At 26.7% G+C, this 16,478-nt stretch carries 16 protein-coding genes; all 16 read right to left on the bottom strand.

The window, feature by feature from the left end; all coding sequences use genetic code 11:
• Positions 1 to 593: 593 nt before the first annotated feature.
• Positions 594 to 4,034, bottom strand: a complete 3,441-nt coding sequence (locus CNEONATNEC86_RS08575; protein WP_125148451.1) for a pyruvate carboxylase — start codon at positions 4,032 to 4,034, stop codon at positions 594 to 596.
• Between the two features lie 552 nt (positions 4,035 to 4,586).
• Positions 4,587 to 4,883: a hypothetical protein gene (locus CNEONATNEC86_RS08570; RefSeq protein ID WP_125148452.1), complete on the bottom strand. Its 297-nt coding sequence runs from the start codon at positions 4,881 to 4,883 to the stop codon at positions 4,587 to 4,589.
• A gap of 29 nt (positions 4,884 to 4,912) precedes the next feature.
• Positions 4,913 to 5,257 (bottom strand): hypothetical protein, encoded by a 345-nt coding sequence (locus CNEONATNEC86_RS08565; RefSeq protein WP_198157490.1) that lies wholly within the window; start codon positions 5,255 to 5,257, stop codon positions 4,913 to 4,915.
• Between the two features lie 67 nt (positions 5,258 to 5,324).
• Positions 5,325 to 5,780 (bottom strand): GNAT family N-acetyltransferase, encoded by a 456-nt coding sequence (locus CNEONATNEC86_RS08560; protein ID WP_125148453.1) that lies wholly within the window; start codon positions 5,778 to 5,780, stop codon positions 5,325 to 5,327.
• Positions 5,781 to 5,808: 28 nt separating this feature from the next.
• Complete coding sequence (locus CNEONATNEC86_RS08555; RefSeq protein WP_125148454.1) at positions 5,809 to 6,618, bottom strand: pseudouridine synthase; 810 nt, start codon at positions 6,616 to 6,618, stop codon at positions 5,809 to 5,811.
• Between the two features lie 197 nt (positions 6,619 to 6,815).
• Entirely contained in the window at positions 6,816 to 8,474 is a 1,659-nt protein-coding gene (locus CNEONATNEC86_RS08550; protein WP_230132126.1) for an alpha-amylase, read from the bottom strand.
• 464 nt (positions 8,475 to 8,938) lie between these two features.
• Positions 8,939 to 9,163 carry a hypothetical protein gene (locus CNEONATNEC86_RS08545; protein WP_058294822.1) on the bottom strand — a complete coding sequence of 75 codons (225 nt, stop codon included), beginning with the start codon at positions 9,161 to 9,163 and terminating at the stop codon, positions 8,939 to 8,941.
• 122 nt (positions 9,164 to 9,285) lie between these two features.
• Positions 9,286 to 10,638 carry an MATE family efflux transporter gene (locus CNEONATNEC86_RS08540; RefSeq protein WP_159135837.1) on the bottom strand — a complete coding sequence of 451 codons (1,353 nt, stop codon included), beginning with the start codon at positions 10,636 to 10,638 and terminating at the stop codon, positions 9,286 to 9,288.
• Positions 10,639 to 10,914: 276 nt separating this feature from the next.
• Complete coding sequence (locus CNEONATNEC86_RS08535) at positions 10,915 to 11,115, bottom strand: hypothetical protein (RefSeq protein WP_125148930.1); 201 nt, start codon at positions 11,113 to 11,115, stop codon at positions 10,915 to 10,917.
• 73 nt (positions 11,116 to 11,188) lie between these two features.
• Positions 11,189 to 11,566: a zinc-ribbon domain-containing protein gene (locus CNEONATNEC86_RS08530; protein WP_058294818.1), complete on the bottom strand. Its 378-nt coding sequence runs from the start codon at positions 11,564 to 11,566 to the stop codon at positions 11,189 to 11,191.
• A gap of 227 nt (positions 11,567 to 11,793) precedes the next feature.
• Complete coding sequence (locus CNEONATNEC86_RS08525) at positions 11,794 to 12,255, bottom strand: FecR family protein (RefSeq protein ID WP_125148929.1); 462 nt, start codon at positions 12,253 to 12,255, stop codon at positions 11,794 to 11,796.
• Between the two features lie 20 nt (positions 12,256 to 12,275).
• The gene (locus tag CNEONATNEC86_RS08520; RefSeq protein ID WP_125148928.1) at positions 12,276 to 12,896 is read right to left on the bottom strand and encodes an alpha/beta family hydrolase; all 621 of its coding nucleotides are present in this window, start codon (positions 12,894 to 12,896) and stop codon (positions 12,276 to 12,278) included.
• Positions 12,897 to 13,325: 429 nt separating this feature from the next.
• Positions 13,326 to 14,237 (bottom strand): DUF2935 domain-containing protein, encoded by a 912-nt coding sequence (locus tag CNEONATNEC86_RS08515; protein WP_058294815.1) that lies wholly within the window; start codon positions 14,235 to 14,237, stop codon positions 13,326 to 13,328.
• A gap of 218 nt (positions 14,238 to 14,455) precedes the next feature.
• Positions 14,456 to 14,623 carry a Spo0E family sporulation regulatory protein-aspartic acid phosphatase gene (locus CNEONATNEC86_RS08510; protein WP_125148927.1) on the bottom strand — a complete coding sequence of 56 codons (168 nt, stop codon included), beginning with the start codon at positions 14,621 to 14,623 and terminating at the stop codon, positions 14,456 to 14,458.
• Positions 14,624 to 14,764: 141 nt separating this feature from the next.
• Positions 14,765 to 15,124, bottom strand: a complete 360-nt coding sequence (locus CNEONATNEC86_RS08505; RefSeq protein WP_058294814.1) for a phage holin family protein — start codon at positions 15,122 to 15,124, stop codon at positions 14,765 to 14,767.
• 293 nt (positions 15,125 to 15,417) lie between these two features.
• On the bottom strand, positions 15,418 to 15,621 hold the full coding sequence (locus CNEONATNEC86_RS08500) for a hypothetical protein (protein ID WP_125148926.1): 204 nt from the start codon (positions 15,619 to 15,621) through the stop codon (positions 15,418 to 15,420).
• Between the last annotated feature and the right edge of the window lie 857 nt (positions 15,622 to 16,478).

Raw genomic sequence — 16,478 nt, 5'->3', positions numbered from 1 at the left:
AGTATCCGTATTATTGCTGCTATACATAAATACATTTTTAAATTAAGGAATAGTTATTTATAGATGTTAAAGATTTAAAAAGTTAATATTTTATCATTTTTTAAAAGGTATCAATTTATAAGTATAAGGATATATATTCTTAAAAATTTGCTTATTTATTGGGGGATACAAGGGGATAAGTAGTCCCCTAAATTATTACAAGTGATTGAAAACTATATTTTTAGGCATTGAATAATCCTAAAAACATAAATTAGTTATCTATGATTTTAGAGAAAAACAAAGAAATTCAATATATGAATACCCGACTCATATTCATTCGCTGGGTAAGCGATTCACACCAAATCACAGATTTGGGTTCTCTGCTTAGGCGTAGTATTGTATTGGAAATTTCAGCTTTTAAATTCTTTGGCAGAGGCTGTTCCAAAATTGTTTGTCCGAACACTTGCTTTTTGGAGCAAACATTTTTGGGTACAGCCTCTGCCATTAGAATTTTTAGCTGAAATTTCCCTACAATCGAGCCTATCATATATTGAATTTCGGTTGTTATCCACTAAACCATGATTCTACGTCCTTTATTTATGTTCTGAAAAATCTTATTTCAATTTAACTACTAATTGGCCACTCTTAACTTGTTTTCCTTCTTCAGCTAAAACTTCTTCAACTTCACCATCACAAGATGCAACAATATTTGTTTCCATCTTCATAGCTTCTATTACTATTAAGCTTTCGCCTTCTTTAACTTTTTGTCCTGGCTCAACAAGCACTTTTATTACTGTACCTGGTATACTTGATCCAATTTCTAGTTTATTAGATGGATCTGCCATTGCAGATAAACTTCCTCCTGCAGATACATTTCTTTCTACTGCTTTGTTATCTTTAATTTTTATTTCTCTTCTATTTCCATTAATTTCATAAATCAGAGTTCTATTGCCTTCTTCATCTAATTTACCAATTTCAATTAATTGAACAATTAAAGTTCTACCTTCAGCAACTTCAATTTCACTTGTTTCGCCTTCATTTAAACCATGGAAGTAAACATCGCTACCCATTCTGCTTACGTCACCATATTCTAAAACAAACTTAATATAATCTTCAAATACATCTGGATATAAAGCATAACTTAACATATCTTTCCTTGATGCTTTAAATTTATATTTTTCTTCTAAATATTTAGATATTTTATCAAAATCCTCTGGTTCTAAAAGTTCACCTGGTCTTACTGTAATTGGCTCTTCACCTTTTAATACAAGTTTTTGTAATCTTTCTGGGAATCCGCCTTCTGGTTGACCCATCATTCCTTTAAAATAAGCAACCACTGAATCTGGAAATGCCATATTTGCTGCTTTATCATATATGTTCTCTGGAGTCAAATCATTTTGCACCATAAAGATTGCCATATCTCCAACCATTTTAGATGATGGAGTAACCTTTATAATATCTCCAAGCATATCATTAACTTTCTTATACATTTTTTTAACACTATTAAATTTGTGTCCAATTCCAAAACTTTCAACTTGTGGTTTTAAGTTTGAATATTGTCCACCAGGTATTTCGAACTTATAAATTTCAGCACTTCCTGATTTTAAATCTGATTCAAATTGTGAATATACTGGTCTTACAGCTCCCCAATAATCTGAAATCTTTTGAACCTTACTTAAATCAATTCCAGTATCTCTATCTGTATTTGAAAGTGCAGCAACTACCGAATTAAGTGCTGGTTGGCTTGTAAGTCCTGACATACTGTTAAATGCTGTATCAACTATGTCTACACCTGCATCAGCTGCCATAAGAACTGTTGCGACACCATTTCCTGTAGTATCATGTGTATGAAGATGTACAGGAATTGAAATTTCATTTTTAAGTGCAGTTATAAGCTTTTTAGCTGCATAAGGTTTTAATAAAGCCGACATATCCTTGATAGCTAAAATATGAGCCCCCATTTTTTCTATTTCCTTAGCTTTATCTACATAATATTTTAATGTATATTTATCTCTGCTTTCATCTAAAATATCACCAGTATAGCATAAAGCTACTTCTGCCACCTTATTACATTCAAGAACTTGCTCAAGTGCAACCTTTATACCTTCTGTCCAATTTAGTGAATCAAATATTCTAAATATATCTATTCCACTTTCTGCACTCTCTTTAATAAATTCTTGTATAACATTATCTGGATAGTTCTTATATCCAACACCATTGGCTCCTCTTATAAGCATTTGGAACATTATGTTTGGAATTCTCTTTCTTAATGAGTCAAGTCTCTTCCATGGAGATTCCTTTAAGAATCTATAAGCTGTATCAAATGTAGCTCCACCCCACATTTCAAGAGAGAATAAATCATTTGCATAAGTTGCTGTAGCTTTCGCAATATTTTTCATATCTTGAGTTCTTACTCTTGTTGCCATAAGAGATTGTTGAGCATCTCTCATAGTTGTATCAGTAAGTAAAAGCTTATTTTGGCTCTTTATCCATTCAACTACACCTTCTGGACCTTTTTCATCTAAAATTTGTTTAGTACCAACAAGTCCCTCTATTGTATCTATCTTAGGGATGTTTGGAACATCATATTCTGTTTTATTTCCTTTAGTTCCATTTACAATTTTCTCTCCAATAAATTTTAATACTCTGTATTCTTCATCAGTTGCTGGTGTAATATCAAATAATTGAGGATTACTAGCTATAAAGTTAGTATCACATTCTCCTCTTTTAAATGTTTCATCATTTAATACATTGATTAAGAAATCTACATTTGTTTTTACACCTGTTATAGTTAATTCCTTAATTGAACGTATTGCTTTTCTTCTTGCATCTTCAAATGTTCTAGAATAAGCGGTAGTTTTTACAAGCAAACTATCATAATAAGGACTTATAACTGCACCAGCAAATCCGTTACCACCATCATGTCTTATACCAAAACCAGCACCATTTCTATAAACATCAATCTTACCTGTATCTGGCATGAAATTGTTTGTAGGGTCTTCAGTTGTAATTCTACATTGAATTGCCGCACCTCTTGGTTTAATTGAATCTTGAGACGGAATTCCTATTTCCTTAGAATCTAAACTATATCCTTCTGCTATTAATATTTGGCTTTGTACTAAATCAATTCCAGTTACTAATTCTGTAACAGTATGTTCTACTTGGATTCTTGGATTCATTTCTATAAAGTAATGATTGTTATCTTTATCAACCAAGAATTCTAATGTACCTGCACTTCTGTATCCAACATGTTTAGCTATCTTTAATGCATCTTCACATATTTCGTTTCTTTTTTCTTCAGTTAATGTTAAGGCTGGACTAAATTCAATTACTTTTTGATGTCTTCTTTGAATTGAACAATCTCTTTCAAAAAGATGAACTAAATTTCCGTATTTATCCCCAAGAACTTGGATTTCAATATGTTTTGGTCCTTCGATATATTTTTCTATAAATATATCATCTATACCAAAAGCTTTTTTAGCTTCATTCTTTGCATTTCTATAAGCCTCACAAATCTCTTTTTCAGAATGAACGATTCTCATACCTCTTCCGCCACCACCAGCAGCTGCTTTAACCATAACTGGATAACCACACTCTGCTGCAATTTGTTTAGCTTCTTCTTCTGTTCCTATTGGTCTTTCTACACCCGGAATAACTGGAACATTTGCTTTTTCTGCAACAATTTTAGATTGTATCTTATCACCTAATTGCTCCATCATTTCAGCTTTAGGACCTATAAATTCAATTCCTGCTTCTTCACATCTTCTTGCAAACTCAGGATTTTCTGATAAGAAACCATATCCTGGATGAATTGCATCAACATGCTTTTTTAATGCTAAATTGATTATTTCATCTATATTTAAATATGCCTCAACAGGACCTTTGCCTTTTCCTATCAAGTATGCTTCGTGAGCTTTAGTTCTAAATAAAGAAGTCTTGTCCTCTTCTGAATATATAGCCACTGTTCTTATTCCAAGTTCATGACATGCTCTAAAAATTCTTATTGCTATTTCTCCTCTATTTGCAACAAGTACTCTTTTAAATTTTCTCCCCAATTAAATGCACTCCTTTGTGTTTAATTTCTATAATATATTTTTTAAATTTTTAAATAATGCAATTTACAAATCTAAATACTGCAAAACTAAATGCATTAATAGTGTTAATTATAACACTTTCCTTATAAATATTCACTATCTTTTTTTATTTTTGCAACCACATAATACAAATTATAGCATATTTTTTTATTAATTCTAGATAAAATATATAATTTATCATTTTACAAAAATAATTGCATTTTTTTAATAAATCATTTAATTATATGTATATTTTCGAACTATATTCTTTATATTATTATTATAGTTCGTATTTTTTACAATTTAACATTACTGTACAATCTATAATTACGCATAATTTGTAAAAATAGAAATTTATTAACTATAGAAAAAAAGATAAGTATTTATTTCAATTTCAAAATACTTATCTATTCTTTAAATGATTTATTATATAATTCTAAAATTCATATTTAAAAAAGCAAACATTAATATTACAAGGAAAGAAATATTATTTTTCAACTATCTATATTTTATATTATCATTTATATTCTAAATTTAATTTATCCATTCTTTCCCCAAAATATCTTCTATTAAAAAGGTTATTTCTGCGTGAAAAATATTTAATTCATTTAGCTCTCCACTTTGCATTTCTAAAATTTCTTCTGCAATAATAGAAACTCTTTTGGTAAATTCATCAAATTCATATTTATTTAGTGAACTTAATTTATCTAAAATAGGTTTTGGAAGATTATATTCATCATTTTCAATAGAATATATCTGTTTTTCTTTTAATGAAGTAACTTCTTCCATTACTATAGTTATTATATCATTAACAGTAAATATATTTTTCATAATATCTCCTCAATACTCAATAATTAAAATTATCTTACTTTAAATGGTACCTTAATTATTTGTTTATGAAATTCTTCTTCCCATGTTTTAAAATTATACAATGGCAAATTTCCCACTATCTGCAATCCTGCTGGCTCAAATGAAACATAAAGATAAATTTCATCTCCTTTATCTTTATCTCCATACCAACAGCATATGTTAGTTGGATCAAAAATAAATTCAGGTAATAATCTATATATTTTAGCAAGTTCCTCATACGTATCATCCGTAAATCTATATTCATCAACCATATATACTCTATCTATAAATAAAATTTTACCGTTTAATTTATAACTATTATCATAATAATGCCTATCTTTTTCAATTTTTCCCACACCCATATCTCCTAAATAAATAAATTCAAATTAATTATAACATAGATTATTAGTTATACTTTATATATTATAAAAACATTTCCATTCTTATATGTGGTAATCCTGTTTTTTTAGATGCGAAAATCTCTCCTTTAGATTTAAAGCCAAGATTATTATAGAAATTAACAGCATATATCCTTGCATCAAGCTCTACTTTCTTAACATTATTATCTTTTGCATATAATAAAAGTTTTTTCATAATTTCAGCACCTATATTCATTCCTCTATACTCTTTATGCACAACTACTTGTGTTATTTCTGCATTTTTTTCTTCATCTATAAACAAGCGTGCATTACCAATCACTTTATTATCTATACATGCAACAATACGAATACTTTTATCTTCAAACTCATCAAAGATACTTTCTCTTGTACGATTAAAATTTTTATAAAATTCATCATATCTTAGATCTATACTCTGCTCATATAAATGTGATTTGTTATCAATAAAAACATATTCTATTTTATCTTGTAATCTCTCCATGAATACTATCTCCTCCTCAGTACATATATCATAAAATACTTTTTAGATATATTATTTCATCATTTGTTATTTCTCTTAGAGATCCTTCTTTTAGATCACCTAATTTAATATTCATAATCCTTACTCTTTTTAGCTTAACTACTTTAAATCCAAAAGATGCGCACATTTTTCTAATTTGTCTATTTAAACCTTGAGTTAGTATTATTTTAAAAGTCTTCTCATCTATTCCTTCTATTTTACACGGCCTCGTTTTTACTATATTTTTTCTTTCTACTTTATTAATGGAGCTAAGTAATTCTTCTTTTTCAATTATTTCACCGTTGTCATTTATCCTTCTAACACCACTTGTATCTGATATTCTTTTAATTCCTGTGCCTTCCTTACAAGGAATCTCAACTCCTTCTTTCATCTTTTCAATAAAGTCATCTGTAAAATTTTCATTTAACGTTACTATATATTCTTTCTCATGATTATTTTCAGAATCCAAAATTTTATTTGCAATATCCCCATCATTAGTCATAATTATAAGTCCTTCTGAATCTTTATCTAGTCTTCCAATAGGAAATATATATTGAGGATAATTTATAAAATCTACTATATTATTTTTTGTATCTTTACATGTTGTGCATATTATTCCTTTTGGTTTATTAAATGCAAGATAAATCTTCTTCTTTTCTAAAATAGGAGCATTATCTAGTAGAATTTCATCTTCTTCTCTAATCCACTGACCTTGAGCACAATATTTACCATTAACTTTTATTCTTTTTTCTTCAATTAACTTATTGGTATCTTTTCGTGAACATATTCCCATATTACTAAAGAGCTTATTGATTCTCATATGTTCTATTCTCCTACACAGCCTCTATAAAATTTTGTTACTTAATTGTTATACTAAAAAAAGCACTTAAATTCAATAAATAATTATTTAAATGCTTTTAATATTATAAAAAATTATAAAATTCCTATATATTTGTGCTTATAATTTATAAATTACATATACCATCCTTTATTCCTTTATTAAATATTAATCATCAACTATTTTTTAATCCATATTGAGCAACTACCATCTTTAACTTTAAATTTTCCAATACCTTCACTATTTATTTTTATTTCTTCTTCAAAATTTTTTGTGATATCTACAAATACTTCACCTACAAATTTAGTTCCAACATACATATTTTTTTCTCCACCACATTCATCAGTTATAATAGCTGCTAACCCTGAATTTTTATGTTCCAAATCCCCTTCGCGAGTCCATCCTACTATATGATAATCATCAAAATAATCATGTTGGATTCCATAAGCGTAATTTTTTCTTACTTTTAATATTATGTCGAGTTCATCTTTAATCCCTTTATAATTATTATGAGGTATTCCATAATAATCTCCATAAAATATACAAGGATATCCTTCTTTTCTTGTTAAAATAAATGTATATGCAATTGGTTTAAACCAAGGTTCTACCCAGGATTGAAGCGATTGTCCTAATTGAGTATCATGGTTATCAACAAATGTGCATGTTCTATCTGGATTATCTTTTAAATAGCTTTTCTCAAGTAGTGTCCTCATATCAAAATATCCAAATGATTTACTTGCTTCATAAAAAGCAAAATGAAGTGGTACATCAAATAAATTCATAGAATTTCCGCTTTTCTTCATATAATATTTCAATTTTTGAGGATCATAGCTCCAATATTCTCCTACAGCAAACATATCTTTCTTTTTATATTTTCTCATTTCATCTAACCAAATTTTAAAAAAATCAAATTGTATATGTTTTACTGCATCTAATCTAAAACCATCTATATTTGTCTCATCAATAAACCACTTTCCCCATTTTATAAGTTCATTTTGTACATTTATATTATTAATATCAACATCAGCAAACATTAAATAATCATAATTTCCGTTTTCAGTATCTACATCAGTTGCCCATTCCTTATTGAAAAATTTATATATTCCATTTTCTTTAGTAAGATTATCATAATCAACGCCAGTAAAATCTTTATGATTCCACTTATAATCTGAATATTTATTATTTCTACTTAGGAAAGTAAATATTGTATGACTTTCAATTTCCTTTACTTCTCCAATTTCAATATTTCTATCATATTTTTTTACTTGAATTGCTTTAACTATTTCGGAGTCATCTGCACCTGCCTTATGATTAAAAACAACATCTGCATAAACCTCCATGTTATATTTATGCACTTCTTCTATAACCTGGATATACTCTTCTTTTGTGCCATATTTTGTTCTTATACTTCCTTTTTGATCAAATTCACCCAAATCATACAAATCATATATTCCATATCCAACATCATAAATTCCACCTACTGATTTACATGCTGGAGGCATCCATATTGTTGTAATTCCATTTTCACTTAAATCCTTAATGTCTTCTTTTATTTTTTTATACATTGTACCATCATTAGGTGAATACCATTCAAACATCTGCATCATTGTTTGATTTTTACTTACAACTCTATTTTTATCTAAATCTAAATCGTTTTTATCAGGTTCTATATTTTTTTCTATATTCTGTATGCTATCTTCATCATCTGAACATTCTATTTCTTTATTTATTAATTCTATTTCACCATCTTTTAATTCTGATTTTATTTGTCGTTTTAAGTATTGTCCAAATGCTATCATCCCAAGAATAACTACTAAAATTAAATATTCATCTCTCACTTTCAACACCTCACTAATCTAGCCTTAAAGAATGCCATATTTATATATTAATACACAATACTATACTAAAATTAATAAAAAAGTGGCTTTGCCATGCTTTATACGTAAAATATAAACCTTAACACTATAAAATAAGCAATTACAAACACTTTTTTAAATAAGAAGCCACTTTTTTACCCATGCAAAAGGTTACAAAAGTTGCTTTTTGGTTCTTTTACGGGACTATAATTTTTTTAACGTATTGGAGTATCTAAGTTACAGAATAGCTCTATTCTTAAGGCTTTTGTTATGATAAAAATTTTATACTTTCCTATACGTTAAAAAAGCAGTTTACAATCTATAAAATTGTCAACCGCTTAATTATACCATATTTTGTATATATTTTACATGGTTAATTGTCTACTTGTAAGTATATTTCTTTTAAAAATAGTTTTATTTAATATTCTCTTTACATAAGAAATTATTTACTTCATGTCATTTATGCGACTTTTCATTTCTTTAGCTTTTTCTTTAATTATCCCTGTAAATTCTTGAGTCTTTTCTTTTACCTCAGAAGTCATTTCGCTAGTTACTGCTTTCATATCTTTCCTCATATTATATGCACTTTCTTTTATTTCATCGCCAATCTCTCTTGCATTATTCTTTATATCGCTTGTCATATTCTTCATTGAATTTTTTAAATCATTCATAATTTCCACCCTTTCTTTATTTTATTAATTTATTTTTCTTATTTAGTTTGCACCATTATCTAAATAATATTAAAAAATAGATTGTACCAAAAAAATTCTTTAATTTTGATACAATCCATTTTTTATGAAACTATTGATTTATTTTTCCATTTACCACTTTTATAGCGTACTACTGATATCGTTGATGCTATAATCCACCCTAAAGGAACCGCATACCATATTCCCTTTTCTCCTATGCTATATGCAAAAAAGTATGCGAACATTACTCTTGAACCTAAATTAGATATAGTACTTATTATAAACATTTTTATATCGCCGCTACCTCTCAACACTCCATTTGTTGTTACCATTAATCCCATAAAGAAATAGAATACTGATACAATACGCAAATACTGAGTACCTATTTTTATTACATCCTGATTAGAATCAGAATTTATAAATAGCTCAATTAGATTTTGCCCAAAGACAAATAATAATATTGTTACGCTAATACTGAAAATAGCTATCATAATTAATGCTGATCTATATCCAGATTTAACACGCTCTATTTTCTTACCTCCTATATTTTGTGCTGTAAAATTTGAAACGGCATTACTTAAATTTGACATAGGAAGTATTGTTATTGAGTCAATCTTTGTTGCTGCAGTATATCCAGCAATAGTTACTACACCATAACTATTTACTAATGCCTGTACAAGTAAATTTCCAATTGATACTATTGACTGCTGCAATGTTGAAGGTATTGATATTTTGCACATGCATTTGAAAATTTCTAAATCAAATATTTTTATCTTACGTTCATGCATATCTATTACTTGTATGCTTTTTACTCTTTTTAATATAAATGTTAATGACAGCAACGCTGATATGCTTTGTACTATAAATGTTGCTATTGCTGCCCCCTTAACACCCATATTAAATTTTCCTACTAATAGTAAGTCTAAAAATACATTTATTATTGAAGAAAAAATCAAAAATGCAAGTGGTGTCTTGGAATCACCTAATGCATTAAAAGATGATGTTGATATGTTATATATAAATAAAAAAATAGTTCCTAAAAAATAAATATTCATATAAGCACTAGCATCATTAAGAATATTATCTTTTATCTGTAGTAATCTTAAAATATTTTCATTAAATACTAATCCCAAAAGCATCAATATAAGACCTAATATTCCTACTGATAATAATGCTGTATATATTGAAGATTTCATCTTATTAATATCTTTTGCTCCAAATAATTGCGAAATAACTACCGAGCATCCTATACTTGCACCATTAGCAACTGTAATCAATACAAATGTTATTGGATATGATGCTCCAACTGCTGCTAATGCGTTAATTCCAACAAAGTTTCCTACAATAATTGAATCAACAATATTGTAAAGCTGCTGAAATATATTTCCAACTACCATAGGTAATGCAAAGTAAAAAAGAATCTTCGAAGGACTTCCATTTGTCATGTCTTTTATCATAAAAAACCTTCTTTCATTAATAGCATTGTATTTATAATGCTATAATATTTAATTTATAATATTAAACATTATTTTGATACTTATAATTACTAAAAATCTCCAAAGTAATTATATTTATATCTAAGTTCTCATTCCTAAATAAAATTACTGCTACTCCATTTTTTACAATTCTACAAATAAAATGCAGAATAAAAATTCCAACACATCTGAAGTTATAGACAATAAAAAAATCAAGATTTATATCAATAATTATTATGGTATAAATCTCGATCTATATTATTTTTTCAACTCATTTTTTCTATTTTCACTTTCTGATGGATGTTTAAGCTCAACTTCTAATTCATTTGAAAAATCATCATTAATTCTTTCATGCTCTAAATCTTTTGGCATAGAACTAATTAAATCTGCATCAAAATTTTCTTCATGATCAATTGTAAATTTCATTTCATGAAATTTATTTTTATATTTTTCAGACATACTTATCACAACCTTATTTATCAATATAGTTCTTTTAATATTAGTATGTCGTAATAAGATTTATTTTATGTTTCTATTTAATTTTCTCGCCACAATATGGACAATAACTATATTGCCTATCCACTTCTCTTCCGCAATTTAAGCATTTACTATTATAATAAATATCATTAAAGGCGTCTTTTAAATCCCAATATGTCATTTGAACTTCTTCATTATTTTCAATAGCTCTTCCTTTTTCTTTTGAAATAGTATATATCGCATTACATCTTTCGCATTGAACATAGTATTCAACATTCCATTTAAATATTGGTATAAAGAAAAAATGAAAAAAATCAAATTTTTTAATTAATTTTGCATTTACTATCTGTTTGCATCTTTCACAGATTAAATTATTTAATATTTTTATTTCTGCACTTTTATTTTCTATCCCAAATATTCCTATAAAAAACATACATTTACCAACCTCTATTTTTTTACTTATATTAATGTTTATTATAATCCAAAATATTAATATAATAAATAAAGTTCTTGTAATTTATTCTTATCTATTTTACCAGAATCATTTATAGGCAATGAGTTTAAATATATTTATTTTTTATATACATCAATAGTTAAATAAAAAAATGCATCCTGCTATAATACTAACATCAACGCATTTTTAATATTAAAAAATTATTTCTAATATTCCATTTGAGTCTTATCTATATTTTTATTATCTACAACAGAAAAATCTGGTGATAAAATTTTATATGATGTATTGTTATATACATCTTCTCCCAATTCTGATTCTACTGATCCTTTAACTAAAGTAAGCTCAGCTTTTGTATCATTGCCACTCATTTTATTTACTATTATTTTTGTATTTCCTCGAAGCTTTACATACTCTTTTTGTGATATTTTCAACCTAGCATATCCACCATTCTCCACTTTTAATGTATCTCCAACATATATATACATATTATTATCAGCTTTGGTTATATCTCCTTCAAGGCTTTCTATGGATACATCACCATTTACTTCAACTATTTCTATATTACTAAATCCATCTTTAGTACTTATTTTATATATACATAACCCTGAAATCATACATATAATAAAGCAAATTATTATTAAACTAATTTTGTTACTAAGAAATTTCATCACTTTTTACCCCTAAATTCTTATTTAATAGAATTAAGATAATTTCTTTCAGCTTCAATAACTTTTTTTAATACATCTATACTCTTCATTGTATCATTTTTAATATTTAGAGAATGATCAGCACCTTCTATTTCTAAAAATTTCACATTACTCATCTCTCTTAATTTATGTAAAGCATCATTATTTATCATAGGATCATTATTTCCTGCAATAATTAACGAATTTTCCTTTATCCCCACCTTTATTGTTTCACTTACTGGAGTTAAATATATGTTAAACGTCTCATATTTAGCTAATTTTTCTTCTATGGATGTTTGTACCAAAGTTCCAATACTTTTACCTATAAATACTATTTTTCTGTATTTATCATTTAAAGCCTTCAATATAATCTCCCTAGTTTCTCTTATAACTATGCTGAATTCATCAGAGTGATTAAGTGATGTTCTTGCAACTTGAAATCCATATTCCATCGAAAGGACATCATATCTCATTTCTGAAGCTAATCTCTTAGAGTAATCCATCAGTGGTCTATCCCCTGTATATCCTATTCCTGGTAATAAAACCACTAATGTATCACTATAATTCTCTATTAAATTACAATCTAAATTTACTTTAAAATACGACAACATCTTTATATTCATATTTTCTCTCCTTCAATACCAATAGTTATTATATTTATCGCCATAAATATTCCATATTTTATATTATACACTATATTATTATATATGATATGAATATTCTCCAATATTTTGCTATCATATTTAAATTTAGTTCATATTAATCAATACCATTCATTAATTTAAGATATCATTTTCCATAAATTAGTTTTAATCAAACTTTTTACGAAATATAGCCCAACCAGTAACACTACATTTAAGGCTTGGCAATAAAAATACATATGCTTTAAATGTTTCGCTTTTCTTTAATTTACAAAATACAGCTTTCATACCACTTTTCCTTATATGTTAAAATCATTACATAATTATTTTAAATATAAATTATCTAAACATTCTTAAAAAGCTACTCAAAATAGAAATTTAATTTCTATTTTGGGTAGCTAGTACTATATATTATGCCTCATAACTTTTTAGTAATCTTATATAATGATTTGCTTCTCTTAGTACATGATCAGCAAGAAGTGGTAATATTATAGATTTTATCTCACAATCAACTATTCCCTTTGTGCCTGCCTTCTTAAAATCTCTTAATTTAATTACCTCTGTTAAAGTATCATTTGTAATACTAGACATAGTCATTTCAGTAATCTCATCTGCCTTTTTAATTAGTTCAGAAAACTCATTTGCAAATTTATTTGAAGTACTTATTAATTCAGCCTCACTAGGATCAAGCAATCCCCTGATAAATAGAGAATGTTCCATCATAATTTGATTCCAAAATAACTCGTTTTTCCTAATGTCGTCCTTATCTATATCATTATTGTTTTCAATTTGTTCTACATATAAACGATACAATTTCGCCTCTCGTATTATATGTTCAATAAGTAAAGGATAATTCACTGTAAAAAGTTTACAACACAACATATCATTTAAAATTTTTGTCTTAAACTCTATTAGTCCATCCAATAATTTTATAGCTCTGTTATTAAGACCTTTCACACAATTCATAATCTTGGTATCAGTACCTTTTGTAGGTCTGCATTCTAAGTCGTTCTCCATTAGTGTTATTTTAGAATTAATATCTATACCTGTATAGTATTTTGTTTTTGTTTCTGCATTTAAAGTATACTCGGTAAAAACTTCTCCTGAATCTATAACAGCTTGCCTAATTCTCCCGTTGCTAAGTTTAACTGTATCTAATAAAAGTTTTTCAAAATTTACTTTATAATTATCTGCTTCCTTAGAAAGCTTTGTGTTTTTAGGCGTGAATCCAGCTTCTAGAAAAAAGGAATGTTCCTTCATAATTCGCCCAAAAAATAGATGTAATTCTAAAGATAATGTAATATATTTTTCTCTGCTTAGCATAGTTTTCTCCCATATAATTTTTTAATATTATATTCTTCTTGGACTTTAATAGTTCCAAGAAGTTTTATTCTACATACAAAACAAAATAAAAATAGATTAAGCATAGTACTCAAGCTATTTTTATACAATGATTTTCCCCATTAATAGTTATTTTTACGCAAACATTTATTATGCTAATGTTGCAGATATTGTAATTAAGTAAAAGTGTTTTTACTTTATCATTCATGTTCCATCATAAAATACTCAAATTTTTTTATTGCTTCATTTAGTTTATTAGTTTCCTCTATTACTTTAGGATCTATTAAATTTGATTGTTCATGAGATATTTTTTCTAATTCTCTTCTGCATTTACATATTTCTTCAGCTATTTCTCTAAAACTTTTCATAACAATATTCCTTTCATAATTGTAGACTTTATGATTTAGTTTGCAATGAATTTTATATTTTATTCATAAAAACATTACAGTTTCTATAATTTACCTAAAATAAAAGAGCCCTATTTCTAGAGCTCTTATTAAAATAAGTTTTTACATTATTTTTTGTGGTATTACCATATCTAAAATTCCAATAACCAAAGCTGCTAATAATGCTCCGACTATAGATACTCCCATATTAGGAACAAAAAATTGTGTTAAATATATTATTACTGCTGCTATTATAAACCCCTTTATACCTTTTCCAATAGGTGATGCATCAAGTCCCATAAATCTTTCTACTATATAATCTAATGCAGTTATTACAACTGCGGCCAATAAAAATGACCATAATCCATTAATAGTAAATCCTGGTGTTAAAAATGATGTTATTCCTAAAATAATTGCAACTAATACTAGTCTAGTTATCCAACCCAAAATATTATTGTTTGAAGTTTTTCTTTTCTCTTCCATTTAATATTCCTCCTTATAAACATAATTTGCTTCGTATCTATTATGCCCATATAATTTAATAATAATTATAATTTTTTACTAAGAAAAATATTAAAACAAAAAATACTCCACAGTCCTACGTTAAACACTCAAATATCAACTTAAGTCTTCGGAACTTGTTTGTTAAAAATATGTTACTATGTGATAATAAATTTTTGTATATAATTAACATATTATGTCTATAATCTATACATACATAATATATCTAGCCCTCAGAAAAGGAGATAACTAAATTAATAGTTGTCTCCTTTTTATTAACTGAAAAATGCAATAAGAGGAAATATTATAAGTGGTATACATGACAATATGCAAAGTACTAGTAATACTATATGTATTATAATTTGAATTTTTACTAATGGAGTTTTTTCTAGATCTTTAAATTTATATTTAATTAATCTTATTAAATAACCTATTATTAGGATTGGTATTATCCCTACTACTAATTCAGCCAAATCCATTATCTAATCTCCTTTATCATAAATATATTAACATTGTATACTATTGGTAATATATGTCAATAATATACATGATAAAATTATTAATATTCATATAAAAAGGAGATAGCTTTCATATATATTATTACTGCTATCTCCTTATAAAATTTCTTATCCAATTACAAACCGTATTTATTATAGTTCCTGCTAATCTAGATTTAAATTGCCATGTTCTTTATTGTTTCACGTAATCCCTTTGTACTCAGAATTCACCTCAATGCTATTATACATTCAAAACATAAGAATTTAATAGCATCCTTATTTCTAATATAATCTATTTCTTAACATTTTCTAAACAGAATAAAAGCCAGCTAAAGAAATTAATCTTTAACCGGCTTCTATTGTTTTCTAATTATTTATAGATATATTAGATTTATGTATGGTATTACTATTTATAATCATATTATACCATATTTTTTACATAATAAAATAGTTTTTTATATTATTTAATAAGCTTTTAATTATTTAATGTATATTTACCAGTAAGAAATAGCTTAGCTTCTGTATTTCTTCTTTTAACCAATACTGGTTGCGTCGTCATCCATCCTTAACATGCATAAGAAAAGCATTAGTTATTTTAACAGCATTTCTATTTCTGACTTTAATTAATTGCCATAATGTACTGGTGCTTAACGATCCTAAGCCACAATTAAATGAATGCCTAGAATACCTTTTTAAAAAAGTGTGGTGTTAAGCACAAAATTTTCATCTACTCCGCCACACTTATTCAACATTAAAATTTTAAATGATGTTCTGTTACCTAAAAAACAATATCTATTTTATTAGCTCATTCAATCATAAGTATTACTGCTGATATTTAT

Source organism: Clostridium neonatale, from assembly GCF_900465025.1.
Taxonomy (GTDB): domain Bacteria; phylum Bacillota; class Clostridia; order Clostridiales; family Clostridiaceae; genus Clostridium; species Clostridium neonatale.
The sequence above is the reverse complement of the archived record's forward strand: the minus strand, read 5'-3'. Positions and strand labels throughout refer to the sequence as shown.

Bases quoted from the DNA above. Each gene is read 5' to 3' on its own strand.
- CNEONATNEC86_RS08570 (WP_125148452.1), bottom strand. From the start codon at position 4,883: ATGAAAAATATATTTACTGTTAATGATATAATAACTATAGTAATGGAA.
- CNEONATNEC86_RS08560 (WP_125148453.1), bottom strand. From the start codon at position 5,780: ATGGAGAGATTACAAGATAAAATAGAATATGTTTTTATTGATAACAAA.
- CNEONATNEC86_RS08555 (WP_125148454.1), bottom strand. From the start codon at position 6,618: ATGAGAATCAATAAGCTCTTTAGTAATATGGGAATATGTTCACGAAAA.
- CNEONATNEC86_RS08545 (WP_058294822.1), bottom strand. From the start codon at position 9,163: ATGAATGATTTAAAAAATTCAATGAAGAATATGACAAGCGATATAAAG.
- CNEONATNEC86_RS08540 (WP_159135837.1), bottom strand. From the start codon at position 10,638: ATGATAAAAGACATGACAAATGGAAGTCCTTCGAAGATTCTTTTTTAC.
- CNEONATNEC86_RS08535 (WP_125148930.1), bottom strand. From the start codon at position 11,115: ATGTCTGAAAAATATAAAAATAAATTTCATGAAATGAAATTTACAATT.
- CNEONATNEC86_RS08530 (WP_058294818.1), bottom strand. From the start codon at position 11,566: ATGTTTTTTATAGGAATATTTGGGATAGAAAATAAAAGTGCAGAAATA.
- CNEONATNEC86_RS08525 (WP_125148929.1), bottom strand. From the start codon at position 12,255: ATGAAATTTCTTAGTAACAAAATTAGTTTAATAATAATTTGCTTTATT.
- CNEONATNEC86_RS08520 (WP_125148928.1), bottom strand. From the start codon at position 12,896: ATGAATATAAAGATGTTGTCGTATTTTAAAGTAAATTTAGATTGTAAT.
- CNEONATNEC86_RS08515 (WP_058294815.1), bottom strand. From the start codon at position 14,237: ATGCTAAGCAGAGAAAAATATATTACATTATCTTTAGAATTACATCTA.
- CNEONATNEC86_RS08510 (WP_125148927.1), bottom strand. From the start codon at position 14,623: ATGAAAAGTTTTAGAGAAATAGCTGAAGAAATATGTAAATGCAGAAGA.
- CNEONATNEC86_RS08505 (WP_058294814.1), bottom strand. From the start codon at position 15,124: ATGGAAGAGAAAAGAAAAACTTCAAACAATAATATTTTGGGTTGGATA.
- CNEONATNEC86_RS08500 (WP_125148926.1), bottom strand. From the start codon at position 15,621: ATGGATTTGGCTGAATTAGTAGTAGGGATAATACCAATCCTAATAATA.